Source organism: Polaromonas sp. P1_E11 (assembly GCF_056405995.1).
The window spans coordinates 42,488-57,865 of sequence record NZ_JBFUBA010000003.1 but is presented as its reverse complement, the minus strand read 5'-3'; the positions used below and the strand labels follow the sequence as shown (position 1 = coordinate 57,865).

Sequence of the window (15,378 nt, the reverse complement as noted above, 5' to 3'; positions counted from 1 at the left end):
TTGCCAACCGCACTATTTAACCAATGGAGACTTCCCGATGCTTGGGTTAATGCAAAGCCAGCCGCTGCTGATTTCCGGCCTGATCGAATTCGCAGAGCGCCACCATGGCGACGCCGAAATCGTGTCGCGCCGCGTGGAGGGCGACCTGCATCGCTACACCTACAAGGATGTCGCCCATCGGGCGCGCCGGGTTGCCAATGCGCTGGACGGCCTGAAGCTCGCATTCAGCGACCGCGTTGCCACGCTGGCCTGGAACGGCTACCGGCACCTGGAGCTTTATTACGGCGTGAGCGGATCTGGCCGGGTGCTGCATACCATCAACCCGCGCCTGCACCCGGACCAGATCGCCTGGATCGCCAACCACGCCGAAGACCAGGTGCTGTGCTTTGACCTGAGTTTCCTGCCACTGGTGCAAGCCGTGCACGCCCGCTGCCCAACCATCAGGCACTACATCGCGCTGTGCGACGCCGACAAGCTGCCGGTGGATTCCGGCGTGCCCAACCTGCAAAGCTACGAAAGCTGGATAGGCGCCCAGACTGCCGACTACGCCTGGCCCAGTTTTGACGAAAACACCGCCTCCAGCATGTGCTACACCAGCGGCACCACGGGCAATCCCAAAGCCGCGCTCTACAGCCACCGCTCCAGCACGCTGCACGCCTATGCGGCAGCGCTGCCCGATGTCATGAGCATCTCCGCTCGCGACGCCATCCTGCCGGTTGTGCCCATGTTCCACGTCAATGCGTGGGGCATTCCGTACTCGGCCGCGCTCACCGGCGCCAAGCTGGTGTTCCCCGGACCGGCCCTGGACGGCAAATCGATTTACGATCTGATTGAGGCCGAGAAGGTCACTTACGCCGCCGGCGTGCCCACCGTTTGGCAGATGCTGCTGACCCACATGAAGCCTGCCGGGCTGAAATTTTCAAGCCTGCGTCGCACCGTCATTGGCGGCTCTGCTTGTCCCCCCGCCATGATCAATGCCTTCCGCGAAGACTACGGTGTGGAAGTGCTGCACGCCTGGGGCATGACCGAGATGAGCCCGCTGGGCACGCTGTGCTCGCTCAAGAACAAGCACGACGCATTGCCGGAAGCAGAAAGAATGAAGATACGCCTCAAGCAGGGGCGCGCCATCTACGGCGTCGACATGAAGATCGTCAATGCCGACGGCAAGGAACTGCCCTGGGACGGCAAGGTCTTTGGCGACCTTTACGTCAAGGGGCCGTGGATTGTGCGCGAATACTTCAAGGGTGAGGGCGGTGACCCGCTGGTGGACGGCTGGTTCCCGACGGGCGATGTCGGCACCATAGACGCCGACGGTTATCTGCAAATTACAGACCGCAGCAAGGACGTGATCAAGTCCGGCGGCGAATGGATCAGCTCCATCGAAATCGAGAACATCGCCGTGGCGCACCCGGCCGTCGCCATGGCTGCCTGCATAGGCGTGGCCCATCCCAAGTGGGATGAGCGCCCCATCATCGCGGTCGTGAAAAAGCCCGGCATGGAAGTCACGCGCGACGAGTTGCTGCGCTTCTACGAAGGCAAGACCGCGAAGTGGCAAATCCCCGACGACGTCGTCTTCGTCGACGCCATCCCCCTGGGCGCCACCGGCAAGATGCTCAAAACCAAACTGCGCGAACTGCTCAAGGATTACAAACTGCCTCAGACCTAAGCACGGCCAAAAGGTGGGGCCGGTATTCAATCAAGCAGGGGCCGCGGAACCGGCTTTGCCGGGCCGCAGGCGCAGCGGCCCCCTCGGGGGGCAGCGCACTACGCGAAGCGAGAAGCGTGGGGGTCACATCCGTGACATGGCGCTAGGGCATTCCCTGACGCAGTGCAACATCATTTGACCTAACCTTTGCCGGTTCCCTCTGCGGATTCACCGCGCATTCATACAATTTCCAGGAGACAAGGGATGACAACCCAGAACCGATTTTTCGCACGGCATGCAGGCATCGCCCTGGCGGTGTCTTCCATGCTTTACAGCGGCATGGCGCTGGCCCAGGCGCCGGCCAAGGCCGCAGCGCCGGCCAAAGCTGCAGTTGCAGCACCGGTCACCGGCGCCGTCAACCTGAACCAGACTGTCAAGATCGCCTGGCTTGATCCGCTGTCTGGCTTGATGGCGGCCGTGGGCACCAACCAGCTCAAGGGCTTCCAGTTTCTGGCCGAACAGTTCAGCAAGAAGAACAAGGCCGGCGTGAAGTTCGAGATCATCGGCATCGACAACAAGCTCAGTCCCCAGGAAACCACCAACGCACTAAAGTCCGCAATCGACCAGGGCGCGCGCTACGTGGTGCAAGGCAACGGCTCCGGCCCGGCGCTCGCCATCATGGACGCGCTGTCCAAGTACAACGAACGCAATCCCGGCAAGGAAGTCGTCTACCTCAACTACGCCGCGGTAGACCCGGATCTGACCAACAGCAAGTGCGACTACTGGCACTTCCGGCTCGATGCCGACACCTCCATGAAGATGGAAGCCCTGACGGCCTTCATGAAGGACCAGCAGGACATCAAGAAGGTCTACCTGATCAACCAGAACTATTCGCACGGTCAACAGGTCGCCAAGTTCGCCAAAGCCAACCTGGCCAGCAAACGCCCCGACATCCAGATCGTCGGCGAAGACCTGCACCCGCTGGCGCAGGTGCGCGACTTCGCACCCTACATCGCCAAGATCAAACAGTCGGGTGCCGACACCGTGATCACCGGCAACTGGGGTTCCGATCTCTCGCTGCTGGTGAAGGCCGCCAACGAAGCGGGTCTCAACAACGTCAAGTTCTACACCTACTACGCCGGCGTCACCGGCACGCCGACCGCCCTGGGCGCGGCCTCGGCCGGGCGGGTTTATATGGTGTCCTACAACCACCTCAACATGGGCGGCGAGATCCAGCAGGTCCAGGCTGACTACAAGAAGAAGTTCAACGACGACTTCTACACCGGCGCGATATTCCATGCCTTCACCATCCTGACCGAAGCCATGGCGCAGACAAAATCGACTGAACCGGCCGTCGTGGCCAAAGCCATGGAAGGCATGCGCTTCAAGAGCTTCAACGGCGATGTCGAGATGCGCAAGACCGACCACCAGCTGCAGCAGGGCCTTTACATCGACAAGTGGGAAAAAGCCGGCGGCAAATACCCTTACGATGCCGAGAACACCGGCTACACCTTTGTGCCGGTCAAATACTATGAGCCCTATGTGGCCAGCACGCCTACCTCTTGCCAGATGAAGCGTCCGGGCTAAGGCCCTGGCGGCCGCTTGACCGGCGAAGGCCCGACCCACTCGGGCCTTTTTCTTTATCCCGGCAGGTTTCCTGCCCGTATCTGTTTTACCTTCCAGCTTCAGGCGGTCATTGATGAATTTGGAATTTTTCACCATCTCCCTGCTTAACGGCCTCAGCTACGGGCTGCTGCTGTTCATGCTGAGCTCCGGCCTGACGCTGATCTTCAGCATGATGGGCGTGCTCAATTTTGCGCACGCCTCCTTCTACATGGTCGGCGCCTACATTGCCTACAGCACCTCGCAGGTCATCGGGTTCTGGTGGTCGCTGCTGGTGGCACCGCTTTTGGTGTTTGTGATGGGCGCGGCCTTTGAGCGCTTTTGCCTGCGCAAGGTGCACAAGTTCGGCCATGTCCCCGAGCTGCTGGTCACCTTTGGGCTGTCCTACCTGTTGCTGGAACTGGTGCAACTGGTATGGGGCCGCTCGGCCGTCAACTATGTGTTGCCGGAGGGTTTGCAGGGCCCGCTGTTCACGGTGTTCGGCACCAACTTTCCCAAATCGCGCGCCTTCATCATGTTTATTTCGCTGGCCATGCTGGCCGGCATCTGGTTGCTGCTCACGCGCACACGCATCGGCCTGGTCATACAGGCCGCGCTCACCCATCCGGAAACGGTAGAGGCGCTGGGCCACAACGTGCCGCGCGTCTTCATGCTGGTCTTTGGAGGCGGCGCGGCGCTGGCGGGCCTGGCCGGCGTGATCGGCGGCAATACCTTCGTGACGGAACCCGCCATGGCCGGCTCGGTCGGCGCCATCATCTTTGTGGTCGTGGTGGTGGGTGGGATGGGTTCGCTCAGCGGCGCTTTTCTGGCTTCACTGCTCATCGGCCTGATTCAGACCTTTGCAGTCGCGATGGACCAGTCGTTGATGACCCTGCTCGCCAAATTCAGCTACACCGTGACGCCTGAAACTTTCGGCTACCCCTTGCTCAAGCTCACCATTTCGCAGGTGGCGCCCATCCTGCCGTTCCTGTTTCTGGTGCTCATTCTTATCTTCAGGCCCAAGGGCTTGCTTGGTACACGGGAAGGATGAGTCGCCACATGTCTACCGCTTACCACCAATTCAAACCCTATAACGTCGGCCGCTGGCTGCTGTGGTCGCTGTACGCGCTGCTGCTCATCGTCGCGCCGCTGATGTTCAAAAGCAGCCTGGCGCTCACCATGCTGTCACAGGCCGGTTACCTGGTCATCATCTGCCTGAGCTACAACATTCTGCTGGGGCAGGGCGGCATGCTCAGCTTCGGCCATGCGGTCTATGCCGGGCTGGGCTCTTTCCTGGCCGTGCATGCGATGAACCTGGCCGCCAAGGGTACGTTCTACATCCCGCTGCCGCTGATTCCTTTGGTGGGTGGGCTCTCGGGCTTATTCTTTGCCGTGCTGTTCGGCTACGTCACCACCAAAAAAGCCGGTACCACCTTTGCCATGATCACCCTGGGCGTGGGTGAGCTGGTGTTCGCCATGTCGCTGATGTTCCCCGAGTTCTTCGGCGGCGAGGGCGGCATCACCACCAACCGGGCCTACGGCAAGCCGGTCTTCGGCATCAGCTTCGGCCCGCAGATCCAGGTCTATTACCTGATCGCCTTTTATTGCTTCATCTGCACGGCGGCCATGTTTGCCTTTACCCGCACGCCACTGGGCCGCATCCTGAATGCGGTGCGCGACAACCCCGAACGCGTGGAGTTCATCGGCTACAACACCCAACGCGTGCGCTACTACGCCTTCATCATTGCGGGTTTTTTTGCCGGCATCGGGGGTGGGCTGGCGGCGATCAATTCGGAAATCGTCACGGCGGAAGTGGTGAGCGGTGTGCGTTCAGGTAGCTTGCTGCTCTTCACTTTCCTGGGCGGCGCCACCTTCTTCTTCGGCCCCATCATCGGCGCCGGCCTGCTGGTACTGGCGCTGATCCTGCTGTCCGAGCTGTCCATGGCCTGGTTGCTGTATGTGGGCCTGATCTTCCTCTTCATGGTGATGTATGCACCGGGCGGCATTGCCAGCCTGATCATGATGAATTTGCGCATCGCGTCTTTCGGCAGGCTCAGGGAATTGTGGGTGGGTTACCTGGGCCTGGCGGTCACGGCGCTGGTGGCGCTGGTGGGCGCCGCAGCCATGGTAGAGATGCTTTACCACCTGCAGCTCAATGCGGCACTGGGCGCCGAACTGGGCTTCATGGGGGTGCGGCTGAACGCCACCAACCTCAACAGCTGGTTGGGCGCCGGCTTCGTGCTGATCACCGGACTGGGCCTGTTTGAGCTCACGCGCCGTCAGTTCTTGACGCAATGGGGCCAGATACAAAATGACATCGAGAAAGAAATCAAGCGGAGGGAACTGTTGTGAGTGCAATCACCTGTTCGCTTGAACTCAAAGACCTGCGCAAAAGCTTCGGCAAGACCGAAATCATTCGCGGCGCCAACCTGAAGGTACAGGCCGGCGAGCGCGTCGCCATCATCGGGCCCAACGGCGCCGGCAAGTCCACGCTGTTCAACCTCATCAGCGGCCGTTTTGAGCCCACCAGCGGCGAAGTGCTGCTCAATGGCCAGCGCATCGACGGTAAAAAGCCGTTTGAAATCAACCGGCTGGGTCTGTCGCGCAGCTTCCAGATCACCAACATCTTCCCCAAGCTCAGCGTGTTTGAAAACCTGCGCTGTGGGGTGCTGTGGAGCCTGGGCTACAAGTACACCTTTTTTCGCTTCCTGGCCGACCTGGATGACGCCAACCAGCGCGCCGACGAGTTGATGGCAATGATCAAGCTCGACAAAAAGCGCGACGTGCTGGCCACCAACCTGACGTATGCCGAGCAGCGCGCGCTGGAAATCGGCATCACGATTGCCGGTGGCGCCAACGTCATCCTGCTCGACGAACCCACAGCAGGCATGAGCCGGTCAGAGACCAGCCGCTTTATCAACCTGATCAAGGAAGTCACCGTCGGCAAGACCCTGCTGACGGTGGAGCACGACATGGGCGTGGTGTTTGGTCTGGCCGACAAGATTGCGGTGGTGGTTTATGGCGAGATCATTGCCTACGACACGCCGGAGGCCGTGCGCGCTGATCAACGGGTTCAAGAGGCTTACCTCGGCTCTCCGGTCGCAGATGCCCAGGCAGGAGGCCACTAATGCTCCATATCCAGAACCTCCACGCCTTCTACGGCAAAAGCCACGTGCTGCACGGTGTGCATTTCGACGTGCAGCCCGGCCAGATTGTTGCGCTGTTGGGCCGCAACGGCTCGGGGCGCTCCACCACGGCCAAGGCCATCATGGGCCTGGTCGACTGCCAGGGCTCCATCCTCTGGAAGAAGCAGGAGATCGTCGGCAAGAAGGCCTACCAGATTGCCCACCTCGGCATAGGCTATGTGCCGGAAAACCGCGACATCTTTCCCAAGCTCACGGTGCACCAGAATCTGTTGCTCGGCCAAAAGGGCTCTGGCAAGGGCTCGCGCTGGTCGTTTGAAGACATGTACCAGATGTTCCCCCGGCTGCGCGAACGCCAGCACACCGAGGCCGGCGTGCTCTCGGGCGGCGAGCAGCAGATGCTCACGCTGTGCCGCACACTGATGGGCGACCCGGATCTCATCATCATTGACGAGCCCACCGAAGGCCTGGCGCCCAAAATCGTCGAACTGGTGGGACAGTATTTACAAACGCTCAAGGCCAAAGGTATTTCGGTGCTGCTGATCGAGCAGAAACTGACGATTGCCATGGCGATTTCCGATCGCGCGCTGGTCATGGGTCACGGCAGCATCGTGTTTGACGGCACACCCGATAGCCTGCGGGCCGATGCGTACATCCGCAAAGAGTGGCTCGAGGTGTAAAACCCTGTGTTAATTGCCCCGGTTATGTCACCGCCGGGACAAAAATAGACTGAACAGCCCACACAGGGACTTGTGCCGTCACAAACGCCCCCTACAATGGAAAAAGAACGGTCGTACTTTTTTGTACGCCCGACCAGCGCGTGCCGGGCCGCAGCGCCAGCCGAGACAACTGAAAACTGAAACTCCCATCAAGGAAAGAAGCATCGCAATGACCACCCTTTACGAAGTTCACGGCCCCGTCGCAGTCATCACGCTGAGCAATCCCCCCGTCAACGGCCTGGGCCATGCCACGCGCCTGAGCCTGACCGACAACATCGAGAAGGCCAACGCCGACGCCGCCATCAAGTCCATCGTGATCACCGGCGCAGGCAAAGCCTTTTCGGGCGGCGCCGACATCAAGGAGTTCGGCACGCCCAAGGCGCTGATCGAACCCAATTTGCTGAGCGTGATCCGCGCGGTCGAGAACTCCGGCAAGCCCATCGTCGCCGCGATCCACTCCGTCTGCATGGGCGGTGGCCTGGAACTGGCCCTGGGCTGCCACTACCGCATCGCCGCGCCCGGCACCAACGTGGCCTTGCCTGAAGTCAAGCTCGGCCTGTTGCCCGGCGCCGGCGGCACGCAGCGCCTGCCGCGCGTGCTGGGCGTGGAGCCGGCCCTGAACATGATCGTGAGCGGCGAACCCGTCAAGAGCGAACTGCTCGCGCAAATCCCCGGTCAGAAACTGTTTGACAAGCTTGCTGCCTCGCCCGAATCGCTGGCCCAGGAAGCCCTGGCCTTTGCCCAATCGATTTCCGACACCCGGCCGCTTCCGCTGGTGCGTGACCTGCGCGCCAGGCACCCCAATGGCGACGCTTATTTCCAGTTCGCCCGCAACATGGTGAAGGGCATGGCCAAGAATTTTCCCGCGCCGCTGAAGTGCGTGGATGCAGTCGAAGCCGCAACCAGGAAAAAATTCGAAGACGGCATGACTTTTGAGCGCGAGTGCTTCATCAACCTGATGTGGACACCTGAAAGCCGCGCGCTGCGTCATATTTTCATGGCTGAGCGTGCGGCCTCCAAGATCCCCGACGTGCCGGAAGACACGCCCAAGCGCGAGATCAATTCGGTGGCCGTGATCGGCGCCGGCACCATGGGCGGCGGTATCGCCATGAATTTCCTGAACGCCGGCATCCCGGTCAAGATTCTCGAGATGAAGCAGGAGGCCCTGGACAAAGGCCTTGGCATCATCAGCAAGAACTACGAGGCCCAGGTCAAGAAGGGCAAGCTCAAGCAGGACAAATACGACCAGCGCATGGGCCTGCTCAGCACCACACTGAGCTACGACGACCTCAAAGATGCCGACCTGGTGATCGAGGCTGTGTTTGAAGAGATGGGCGTCAAGGAGAAGGTCTTCAAGGAGCTGGACCGCGTGATGAAGCCGGGCGCCATTCTGGCCTCCAACACCTCAACGCTGGACGTCGACAAGATCGCTGCCTTCACCAAGCGTCCGCAAGACGTGGTGGGCCTGCATTTCTTCAGCCCTGCCAATGTGATGAAGCTGCTGGAAGTGGTGCGCGGCGCCAAAACCGGCAAGGACGTGCTGGCCACCGTGATGGCGATGGGCAAGAAGATCAAGAAGACAGCCGTGGTCTCTGGCGTGTGCGATGGCTTTATCGGCAACCGCATGATCGAGCAGTACGGCCGCCAGGGCGGTTTCCTGCTGGACGAAGGCTGCACGCCTGAGCAGGTCGACAAGGCGATTGAAAAATTCGGCTTTGCCATGGGCCCGTTCCGCATGGGCGACCTGGCCGGCAACGACATCGGCTGGGCGATTCGCAAGCGCCGCTACACCGAAAAGCCGGACATGAAGTACAGCAAGACGGCTGACCTGCTCTGCGAGAAAGGCCGCTTTGGCCAGAAGACCGGCGCCGGCTGGTACGACTACGTGCCCGGCAAGCGCGACGCGATCCCGAACGCTGAAGTCGTCAAGATGATTGAAGACCACCGCAAGTCGCTGGGCATCACGCCACGCAAGATTTCCGACGAAGAAATCGTGCAGCGCCTGGTGTATTCACTGGTCAATGAAGCCGCGCACATACTGGAAGAGGGCATTGCCTCAAAGGCCAGTGACATCGACATGGTCTACATCATGGGATATGGCTTCCCGGTCTACCGCGGCGGCCCCATGCTGTACGCCGACCAGGTCGGCCTCTTCAATGTGGTGCAAAGCATGAACCGCTTCGCGCAGAACCCGCTGGACGACGCCAAATTCTGGAAGCCCGCGCCCCTGCTGGCCAAGCTTGCAGCCGAAGGCAAGACCTTCAACCTGTCCACCTAAGCCCAGCAGACCGCACAGATCAACGCCCCAGAATCCGGAGAATTCCATGACTTCAGCAGTAATCGTTTCCACCGCACGCACCCCCCTGGCCAAAAGCTGGAAGGGCTCCTTCAACATGACGCACGGCGCCACCCTGGGCGGCCACGCCGTTGAGCACGCGCTCAAGCGCGCCGGTATCGAGGCCGCCGAAGTCGATGACGTGATCATCGGCTGCGCCACGCCCGAAGGCGCCACCGGCGCCAACATCGCGCGCCAGATTGCGCTGCGCGCCGGCTGCCCGGTGACGGTATCGGGAATGACAGTCAACCGTTTCTGTTCGTCCGGCCTGCAGACCATCGCGCTGGCGGCCCAGCGCGTGATCGCCGGCGAAGCCGACATCTACGTGGCCGGCGGCGTCGAAAGCATTTCCTGCGTACAGCAGGAAATGAACACCCACATGTTGCAGGAAACCTGGCTCGCCAAGAACAAGCCTGAAATCTACTGGAACATGCTGCAGACGGCCGAACAGGTCGCCAAACGCTACAACATCTCGCGCGACCGCATGGACGAGTACGGTGCACTGAGCCAGCAAAAGGCCACGGCCGCGCTGGCTGCGGGTCTCTTTGAAGCCGAGATCGCACCGATTACCGTGACGGCCGGCGTGGCCGACAAGGTCATGGGCCTCTCCACCAAGCAAGTCACCGTCAGCAAGGACGAGGGTATCCGCGAGGGCACGACCAAGGAAGGCATCAGCGGCATCAAACCGGCCATTCCTGGCGGTGTGATTGCGGCCGGCAACGCCAGCCAGTTCTCCGACGGCGGCGGCGCCGTGGTTGTGATGAACGAAACCCTGGCCGAAAAGAAAGGCCTCAAGCCTCTGGGCCGCTTTCTTGGCTTCGCGGTTGCCGGTTGCGAGCCTGACGAGATGGGCATTGGCCCCGTCTTCGCGATCCCGAAGGTGCTGGCCAAGCTGGGCCTGAAGATCAGCGACATCGATTTGTGGGAGCTGAATGAAGCCTTTGCCGTGCAGGTGCTTTACTGCGCCGACAAGCTGGGCATCCCGATGGACAAGCTCAACGTCAACGGCGGCGCGATCGCGGTCGGCCACCCTTACGGCGTGACCGGTCAGCGCCTGACGGGCCACGCGTTGATCGAAGGCAAGCGCCGAGGCGCCAAGCGCGTCTGCGTGACCATGTGCATTGGCGGCGGCATGGGCGCAGCCGGCATTTACGAAGTTCTCTGAACCGGGAATCACGATGAATGAAACCCTGCTCCTTCAGAAAGGGCAGGTGTTTCCTGCCTTGCCGCCCGCTCTTGTGACGGGGAGCCCGTCATGAGCCTTCGGCCCACGCTGGACTTTCTGCTTTACCAATGGCTGGGCGCCGAGTCGCTAAACCAGCGGGCGCGGTTTTCTGACCATTCGCGCGAGACCTTTGACGCGGTGTTCGACACCTGCGAGCGCATCGCGCGCGAGAAATACGCGCCTTTCAACCGCATAGTGGACACGCAGGAGCCGCACTTCGACGGCGAAAAAGTCATCCTGCCGCAGGCCACGCACGACGCGCAAAAGGCCTACGCGGCCTCGGGCATGCTCAGCGCCGCGCAGGACTATGAAGTCGGCGGCATGCAACTGCCTTACACGGTGGAAGCAGCGGCCAATGCCTTCTTCGCCATGGCCTCGGTCAGCATTGGCTCGGGCCTGCTGACCACCGGCAACGCCAACCTGCTGATGGTGCACGGCACCGACATGCAGAAGGAAGTCTTTGCCAAAAATGAATTTTCCGGCCGCTTTTCCGGCACCATGTGTTTGTCCGAGCCGCAGGCCGGCTCGTCGCTCAGCGACGTGACGACACGCGCCGTTCCCGATGGCGACGGCTTTGAGGCCGACCCGCTGGGCCCACGCTATCGCCTCAAGGGCAACAAGATGTGGATCTCGGCCGGCGAGCACGAGCTGACCGACAACATCATCCACCTGGTGCTGGCCAAGATTCCGGGGCCGGACGGCAAGCTGATTGCCGGCACACGCGGCATTTCGCTCTTCATCGTACCCAAGAAAATGGTCGATACCCAAGGCGAGCTCACCGGCGTGCGCAACGACGTGGCGCTGGCGGGCCTGAACCACAAGCTGGGCTGGCGCGGCACCACCAACACGCTGCTCAACTTCGGCGAAGGCAAATACCCGGTGGACGGCCAGGCCGGCGCGGTCGGCTACCTGGTCGGCAAGCCTCATGAAGGCCTGCGCTGCATGTTCCACATGATGAACGAGGCGCGCATCGGTGTGGGCACGGCCGCCACCATGCTGGGCATGGCGGGTTATTACGCCAGCCTCGATTACGCCAAAAACCGGCCGCAGGGCCGGCCCGTCGGCGGAGGATCTAAAAACGGCACCGGTGCCGTGGGAAAAGACGCTTCCCAGCCGCAGATCCGCATCATCGAGCACGCCGACGTCAAGCGCATGCTGCTGGCGCAAAAAGCGTATTGCGAAGGCGCACTGGCCCTGGAGTTGTATTGCGCCCGCCTGGTTGATGAACACCACACGGCCGACGCGCAGGCCGCCGACGACGCTCGCCTGCTGCTCGAAGTTCTGACACCCATCGCTAAAAGCTGGCCCAGCGAATGGTGCCTGGAGGCCAATTCGCTGGCCATCCAGGTGCATGGCGGCTACGGCTACACGCGCGACTTCCCGGTGGAGCAGTACTGGCGGGACAACCGCCTGAACATGATCCATGAAGGCACGCACGGCATCCAGGCCATGGATTTGCTGGGCCGCAAGGTGCTGATGGAAGGGGGCAGGGGGTTGCAATTGCTGGCGGCACGCATCAACGCCACGGTTGAACAAGCCATTCAGGTGCCCGAACTCGCCGCCCATGCCAACGCACTGGCCAAGGCATTGCAACATGTGGGTAGCGCCACCAAGGCGGCGTGGGCCACCGGTGAGCCCGGCCAGGCGCTGGCCAATGCGGTACCCTACATGCAGGCGTTTGGCCATACCGTGCTGGCATGGGTCTGGCTGGATGTGGCACTGGCCAGTCTTGCAACACAGCAATCCGCTATCAATTCGATAGCTGCTCACGCAGGCCGGATGGGCGCTACACGCTATTTTTATCATTACGAATTACCCAAAATCGGCGCCTGGCTCAAGGTCGTTGAAACCCGTGACCTGACCTGTGCCGATTTGCCCGAGGAGGCGTTTTAATGGCTTTTTTCAAACCGTCCGCTGACCCTGTTTCCAACAAGGCCGTGGCTCGCTTGCAGACCCTGATCTGGGTCCTGATCTACGGCGGGCTGCTGACGCTGGTACTGGGCTTGTCGGTTCAGCGCCTGGACGATGCCATCGGCTGGTCCATGGTGGTGCTGGGCGGCATTGTGGCGGCGGCTGGCGCGGCGCTGGTTTACGTGCGCTCCCGCATCAACGTCGGCTCGTAGCGGCCTGAAGTCGCCACGACGACAGCGCAGCCTGCAGGGCCCCCGATGTTGTGCCAATATGGCAGACCGTCGCACCCGGCATTGAACCCACGGCCAGACCCGACCGATTATTCGCAACCCCATCCTTGCCGGAAGTCCCGATGCGGCGCCCGGCAAGCCCGATGACACCCTTCAGGAGACCGCTTTTTATGACCCGTACCATCCAGCAACTGTTTGACCTCAAAGGCAAAACCGCACTCGTGACCGGCGGCTCGCGCGGCCTGGGCCTGCAACTGGCCCAGGCGCTGGGTGAGGCGGGCGCCAAAGTCATTTTGAGCTCGCGCAAGGCCGAAGACCTGATCGAGTCCGCTGCCGAGTTGAAAGCCGCCGGTATCGACGTTGACTGGATCGCCGCCGACTGTTCGAAAGAAGAAGACATCCGGGCGCTGGCCGACGAGGCCATCAAGCGCCTGGGCCATGTCGACATCCTGGTCAACAACGCCGGCGCCGCCTGGGGCGCGCCCGCCGAAGACCACCCGGTTGAGGCCTGGGACAAGGTCATGAACCTCAACATCCGCGGCTATTTCATCCTGAGCCAGCACATCGCCAAGCACAGCATGATCGCCCGCAAGTCCGGCCGCATTATCAACGTGGCCTCCATCGCCGGCCTGGGCGGCAACCCGCGCGAGATGACCACGGTGGCTTACAACACCTCCAAGGGTGCCGTCATCAACTTCACGCGCGCACTGGGCTGCGAATGGGGCAAGTACAACATCACCGTCAACGCGATTTGCCCTGGCTTTTTCCCGAGCCGGATGACTGTGGGCACGCTGAAAGCCCTGGGCGAGGAAAAACTCGCCTCGCATGCACCGCTCGGCCGCCTGGGCGACGACGAGGATCTGAAGGGCTTGTGCGTGCTGTACGCGTCGGATGCCGGCAAACACATCACGGGCCAGTGGCTGGCCGTCGATGGTGGCGTTTCGGTCGTAACCGGGGGGTGAGCAAGAAATGGGCTGGGAACAGTTAATGAACTTCGGCGCGGACATTCCTTTCGTCAATCATCTCGGCTTTGAGCTCGAGCTGTTTGAGGGCGGCGCCTCGGCCATTGGTTATGCGCCCAGGCCCGAGCACCTCAACTCATTTGCCGTGACGCACGGCGGCGCCATCATGACGCTGCTGGACGTGACCATGGCGACCGCCGCGCGCAGTGTGCAAAAAGACATGGGCGTGGTCACCATCGAGATGAAGACCAGCTTCATGCGGCCGGCGCCCGGTGACGGCAGCCGGCTCACAGCCAAGGGGCGGCTCATGCATCGCAGCACCACCATGGCGTTTACCGAGGCCACGCTGTATGACGCGGAAGGCCGCGCCTGTGCACACTCCACGGGCACCTTCAAGTACGTGCGGCGGGTTGCCAACGCCGCCCAAAACACCGGCGCACCGGATTTACCCGGCGGCGGCATATCAACCGATTGAACTGAATAATTGGTTAAGTCACAGCCCAGCCCAATAAAAACCGGCGCAAGCAGCTATCAAATCAATAGCAAATCATCTGCCTTTCCCGACAACACACAGGAGACTTCCATGCCCATCAACCAGCAAATCCTCCTCGACAACCGTCCCACCGGCGAAGCCGTCGCCAGCAACTTCATGCTGGTCTCCAGCGACACGCCGCCTTTGCAGGATGGCCAGGTGCTGGTGCGCCACCATTACCTGAGCCTGGACCCTTACATGCGTGGCCGCATGAGCGATGCCAAGAGCTACGCCGCGCCGCACCCGCTCGGCCAGGTCATGCTGGGCGGTACGGCAGGCGAGGTGGTGGAAAGCCGCTCACCCAAATTCCAGCCCGGCGACAAGGTGGTCGGCATGGGCGGCTGGCAGGAATACAGCGTGGTCAATGCCGACCAACCCGGCGCGCTGCGCAAGGTGGACACCACGCACGTACCGCTGTCGCACTACCTGGGTGCGGTCGGTATGCCCGGTGTCACCGCCTGGTACGGCCTGGTGAAAATCATTGAACCCCAAGCCGGGCAGACCATGGTGGTCAGCGCCGCTACCGGCGCCGTGGGGAGCGCGTTCGGTGCACTCGCCAAGGCACGCGGCTGCCGCGCCGTCGGCATTGCCGGCGGCCCCGACAAATGCAAATATGCCGTCGATGAACTCGGCTTCGACGCCTGCATTGACTACAAAGTGCACGCCGATGCCGCTTCGCTGACCAAGGCTCTCAAGGACGCCTGCCCGGACGGCATTGATGGCTACTTTGAAAACGTGGGCGGCATGGTGCTGGACGCCGTGCTGCCGCGCATGAACGCTTTCGGCCGCATCGCGCTGTGCGGCATGATCGCCGGTTACGACGGCCGGCCCATGCCGTTGGCCTACCCGGCGCTGATTTTGACCAGCCGCCTCAAGCTGCAGGGCTTTATCGTGGCCGAGCACATGGAAGTCTGGCCCGAAGCGCTCAAGGAACTCGGCACCCTGGTGGGCACCGGCAAGCTGCGCCCGCGTGAAAGCGTGGCAGAGGGCATTGAAGCGGCACCCGAGGCATTTCTGGGTCTGCTCAAAGGCAAGAACTTCGGCAAGCAATTGGTCAAGCTCATTTAAGCCTTG

13 protein-coding genes are annotated in these 15,378 nt (G+C 61.7%); all 13 read left to right on the top strand.

The window, feature by feature from the left end:
• The first annotated feature begins 37 nt into the window (after positions 1–37).
• The 13 genes from AC1D11_RS14030 to AC1D11_RS13970 all read left to right on the top strand — a co-directional run bounded on the left by AC1D11_RS14030 (position 38) and on the right by AC1D11_RS13970 (position 15,372).
• Positions 38–1,666, top strand: coding sequence for a 3-(methylthio)propionyl-CoA ligase (locus AC1D11_RS14030; protein ID WP_477648407.1), 1,629 nt, complete (start codon positions 38–40; stop codon positions 1,664–1,666).
• 243 nt (positions 1,667–1,909) lie between these two features.
• The gene (locus tag AC1D11_RS14025; RefSeq protein WP_477648408.1) at positions 1,910–3,232 is read left to right on the top strand and encodes a branched-chain amino acid ABC transporter substrate-binding protein; all 1,323 of its coding nucleotides are present in this window, start codon (positions 1,910–1,912) and stop codon (positions 3,230–3,232) included.
• Between the two features lie 112 nt (positions 3,233–3,344).
• The gene (locus AC1D11_RS14020; RefSeq protein ID WP_477648409.1) at positions 3,345–4,298 is read left to right on the top strand and encodes a branched-chain amino acid ABC transporter permease; all 954 of its coding nucleotides are present in this window, start codon (positions 3,345–3,347) and stop codon (positions 4,296–4,298) included.
• A gap of 8 nt (positions 4,299–4,306) precedes the next feature.
• Complete coding sequence (locus AC1D11_RS14015; protein WP_477648410.1) at positions 4,307–5,599, top strand: branched-chain amino acid ABC transporter permease; 1,293 nt, start codon at positions 4,307–4,309, stop codon at positions 5,597–5,599.
• The gene (locus AC1D11_RS14010; RefSeq protein WP_477651313.1) at positions 5,596–6,375 is read left to right on the top strand and encodes an ABC transporter ATP-binding protein; all 780 of its coding nucleotides are present in this window, start codon (positions 5,596–5,598) and stop codon (positions 6,373–6,375) included. The genes AC1D11_RS14015 and AC1D11_RS14010 overlap by 4 nt, the downstream gene beginning before the upstream one ends.
• Entirely contained in the window at positions 6,375–7,070 is a 696-nt protein-coding gene (locus tag AC1D11_RS14005; RefSeq protein ID WP_074574254.1) for an ABC transporter ATP-binding protein, read from the top strand. Before AC1D11_RS14010 ends, AC1D11_RS14005 begins: the two co-directional genes overlap by 1 nt.
• Before the next feature lie 208 nt (positions 7,071–7,278).
• Complete coding sequence (locus AC1D11_RS14000) at positions 7,279–9,387, top strand: 3-hydroxyacyl-CoA dehydrogenase NAD-binding domain-containing protein (RefSeq protein ID WP_477651314.1); 2,109 nt, start codon at positions 7,279–7,281, stop codon at positions 9,385–9,387.
• A 46-nt stretch (positions 9,388–9,433) separates the two neighbouring features.
• The gene (locus AC1D11_RS13995; RefSeq protein WP_457280858.1) at positions 9,434–10,609 is read left to right on the top strand and encodes an acetyl-CoA C-acyltransferase; all 1,176 of its coding nucleotides are present in this window, start codon (positions 9,434–9,436) and stop codon (positions 10,607–10,609) included.
• 90 nt (positions 10,610–10,699) lie between these two features.
• Positions 10,700–12,562 carry an acyl-CoA dehydrogenase gene (locus AC1D11_RS13990; RefSeq protein WP_477648413.1) on the top strand — a complete coding sequence of 621 codons (1,863 nt, stop codon included), beginning with the start codon at positions 10,700–10,702 and terminating at the stop codon, positions 12,560–12,562.
• Complete coding sequence (locus AC1D11_RS13985) at positions 12,562–12,792, top strand: hypothetical protein (protein WP_477648414.1); 231 nt, start codon at positions 12,562–12,564, stop codon at positions 12,790–12,792. The genes AC1D11_RS13990 and AC1D11_RS13985 overlap by 1 nt, the downstream gene beginning before the upstream one ends.
• A gap of 188 nt (positions 12,793–12,980) precedes the next feature.
• Positions 12,981–13,772 (top strand): SDR family oxidoreductase, encoded by a 792-nt coding sequence (locus AC1D11_RS13980; protein ID WP_477648415.1) that lies wholly within the window; start codon positions 12,981–12,983, stop codon positions 13,770–13,772.
• Positions 13,773–13,797: 25 nt separating this feature from the next.
• Positions 13,798–14,247 carry a PaaI family thioesterase gene (locus AC1D11_RS13975; protein ID WP_477648416.1) on the top strand — a complete coding sequence of 150 codons (450 nt, stop codon included), beginning with the start codon at positions 13,798–13,800 and terminating at the stop codon, positions 14,245–14,247.
• A 108-nt stretch (positions 14,248–14,355) separates the two neighbouring features.
• Complete coding sequence (locus tag AC1D11_RS13970) at positions 14,356–15,372, top strand: NADP-dependent oxidoreductase (protein WP_477648417.1); 1,017 nt, start codon at positions 14,356–14,358, stop codon at positions 15,370–15,372.
• Positions 15,373–15,378: the final 6 nt, after the last annotated feature.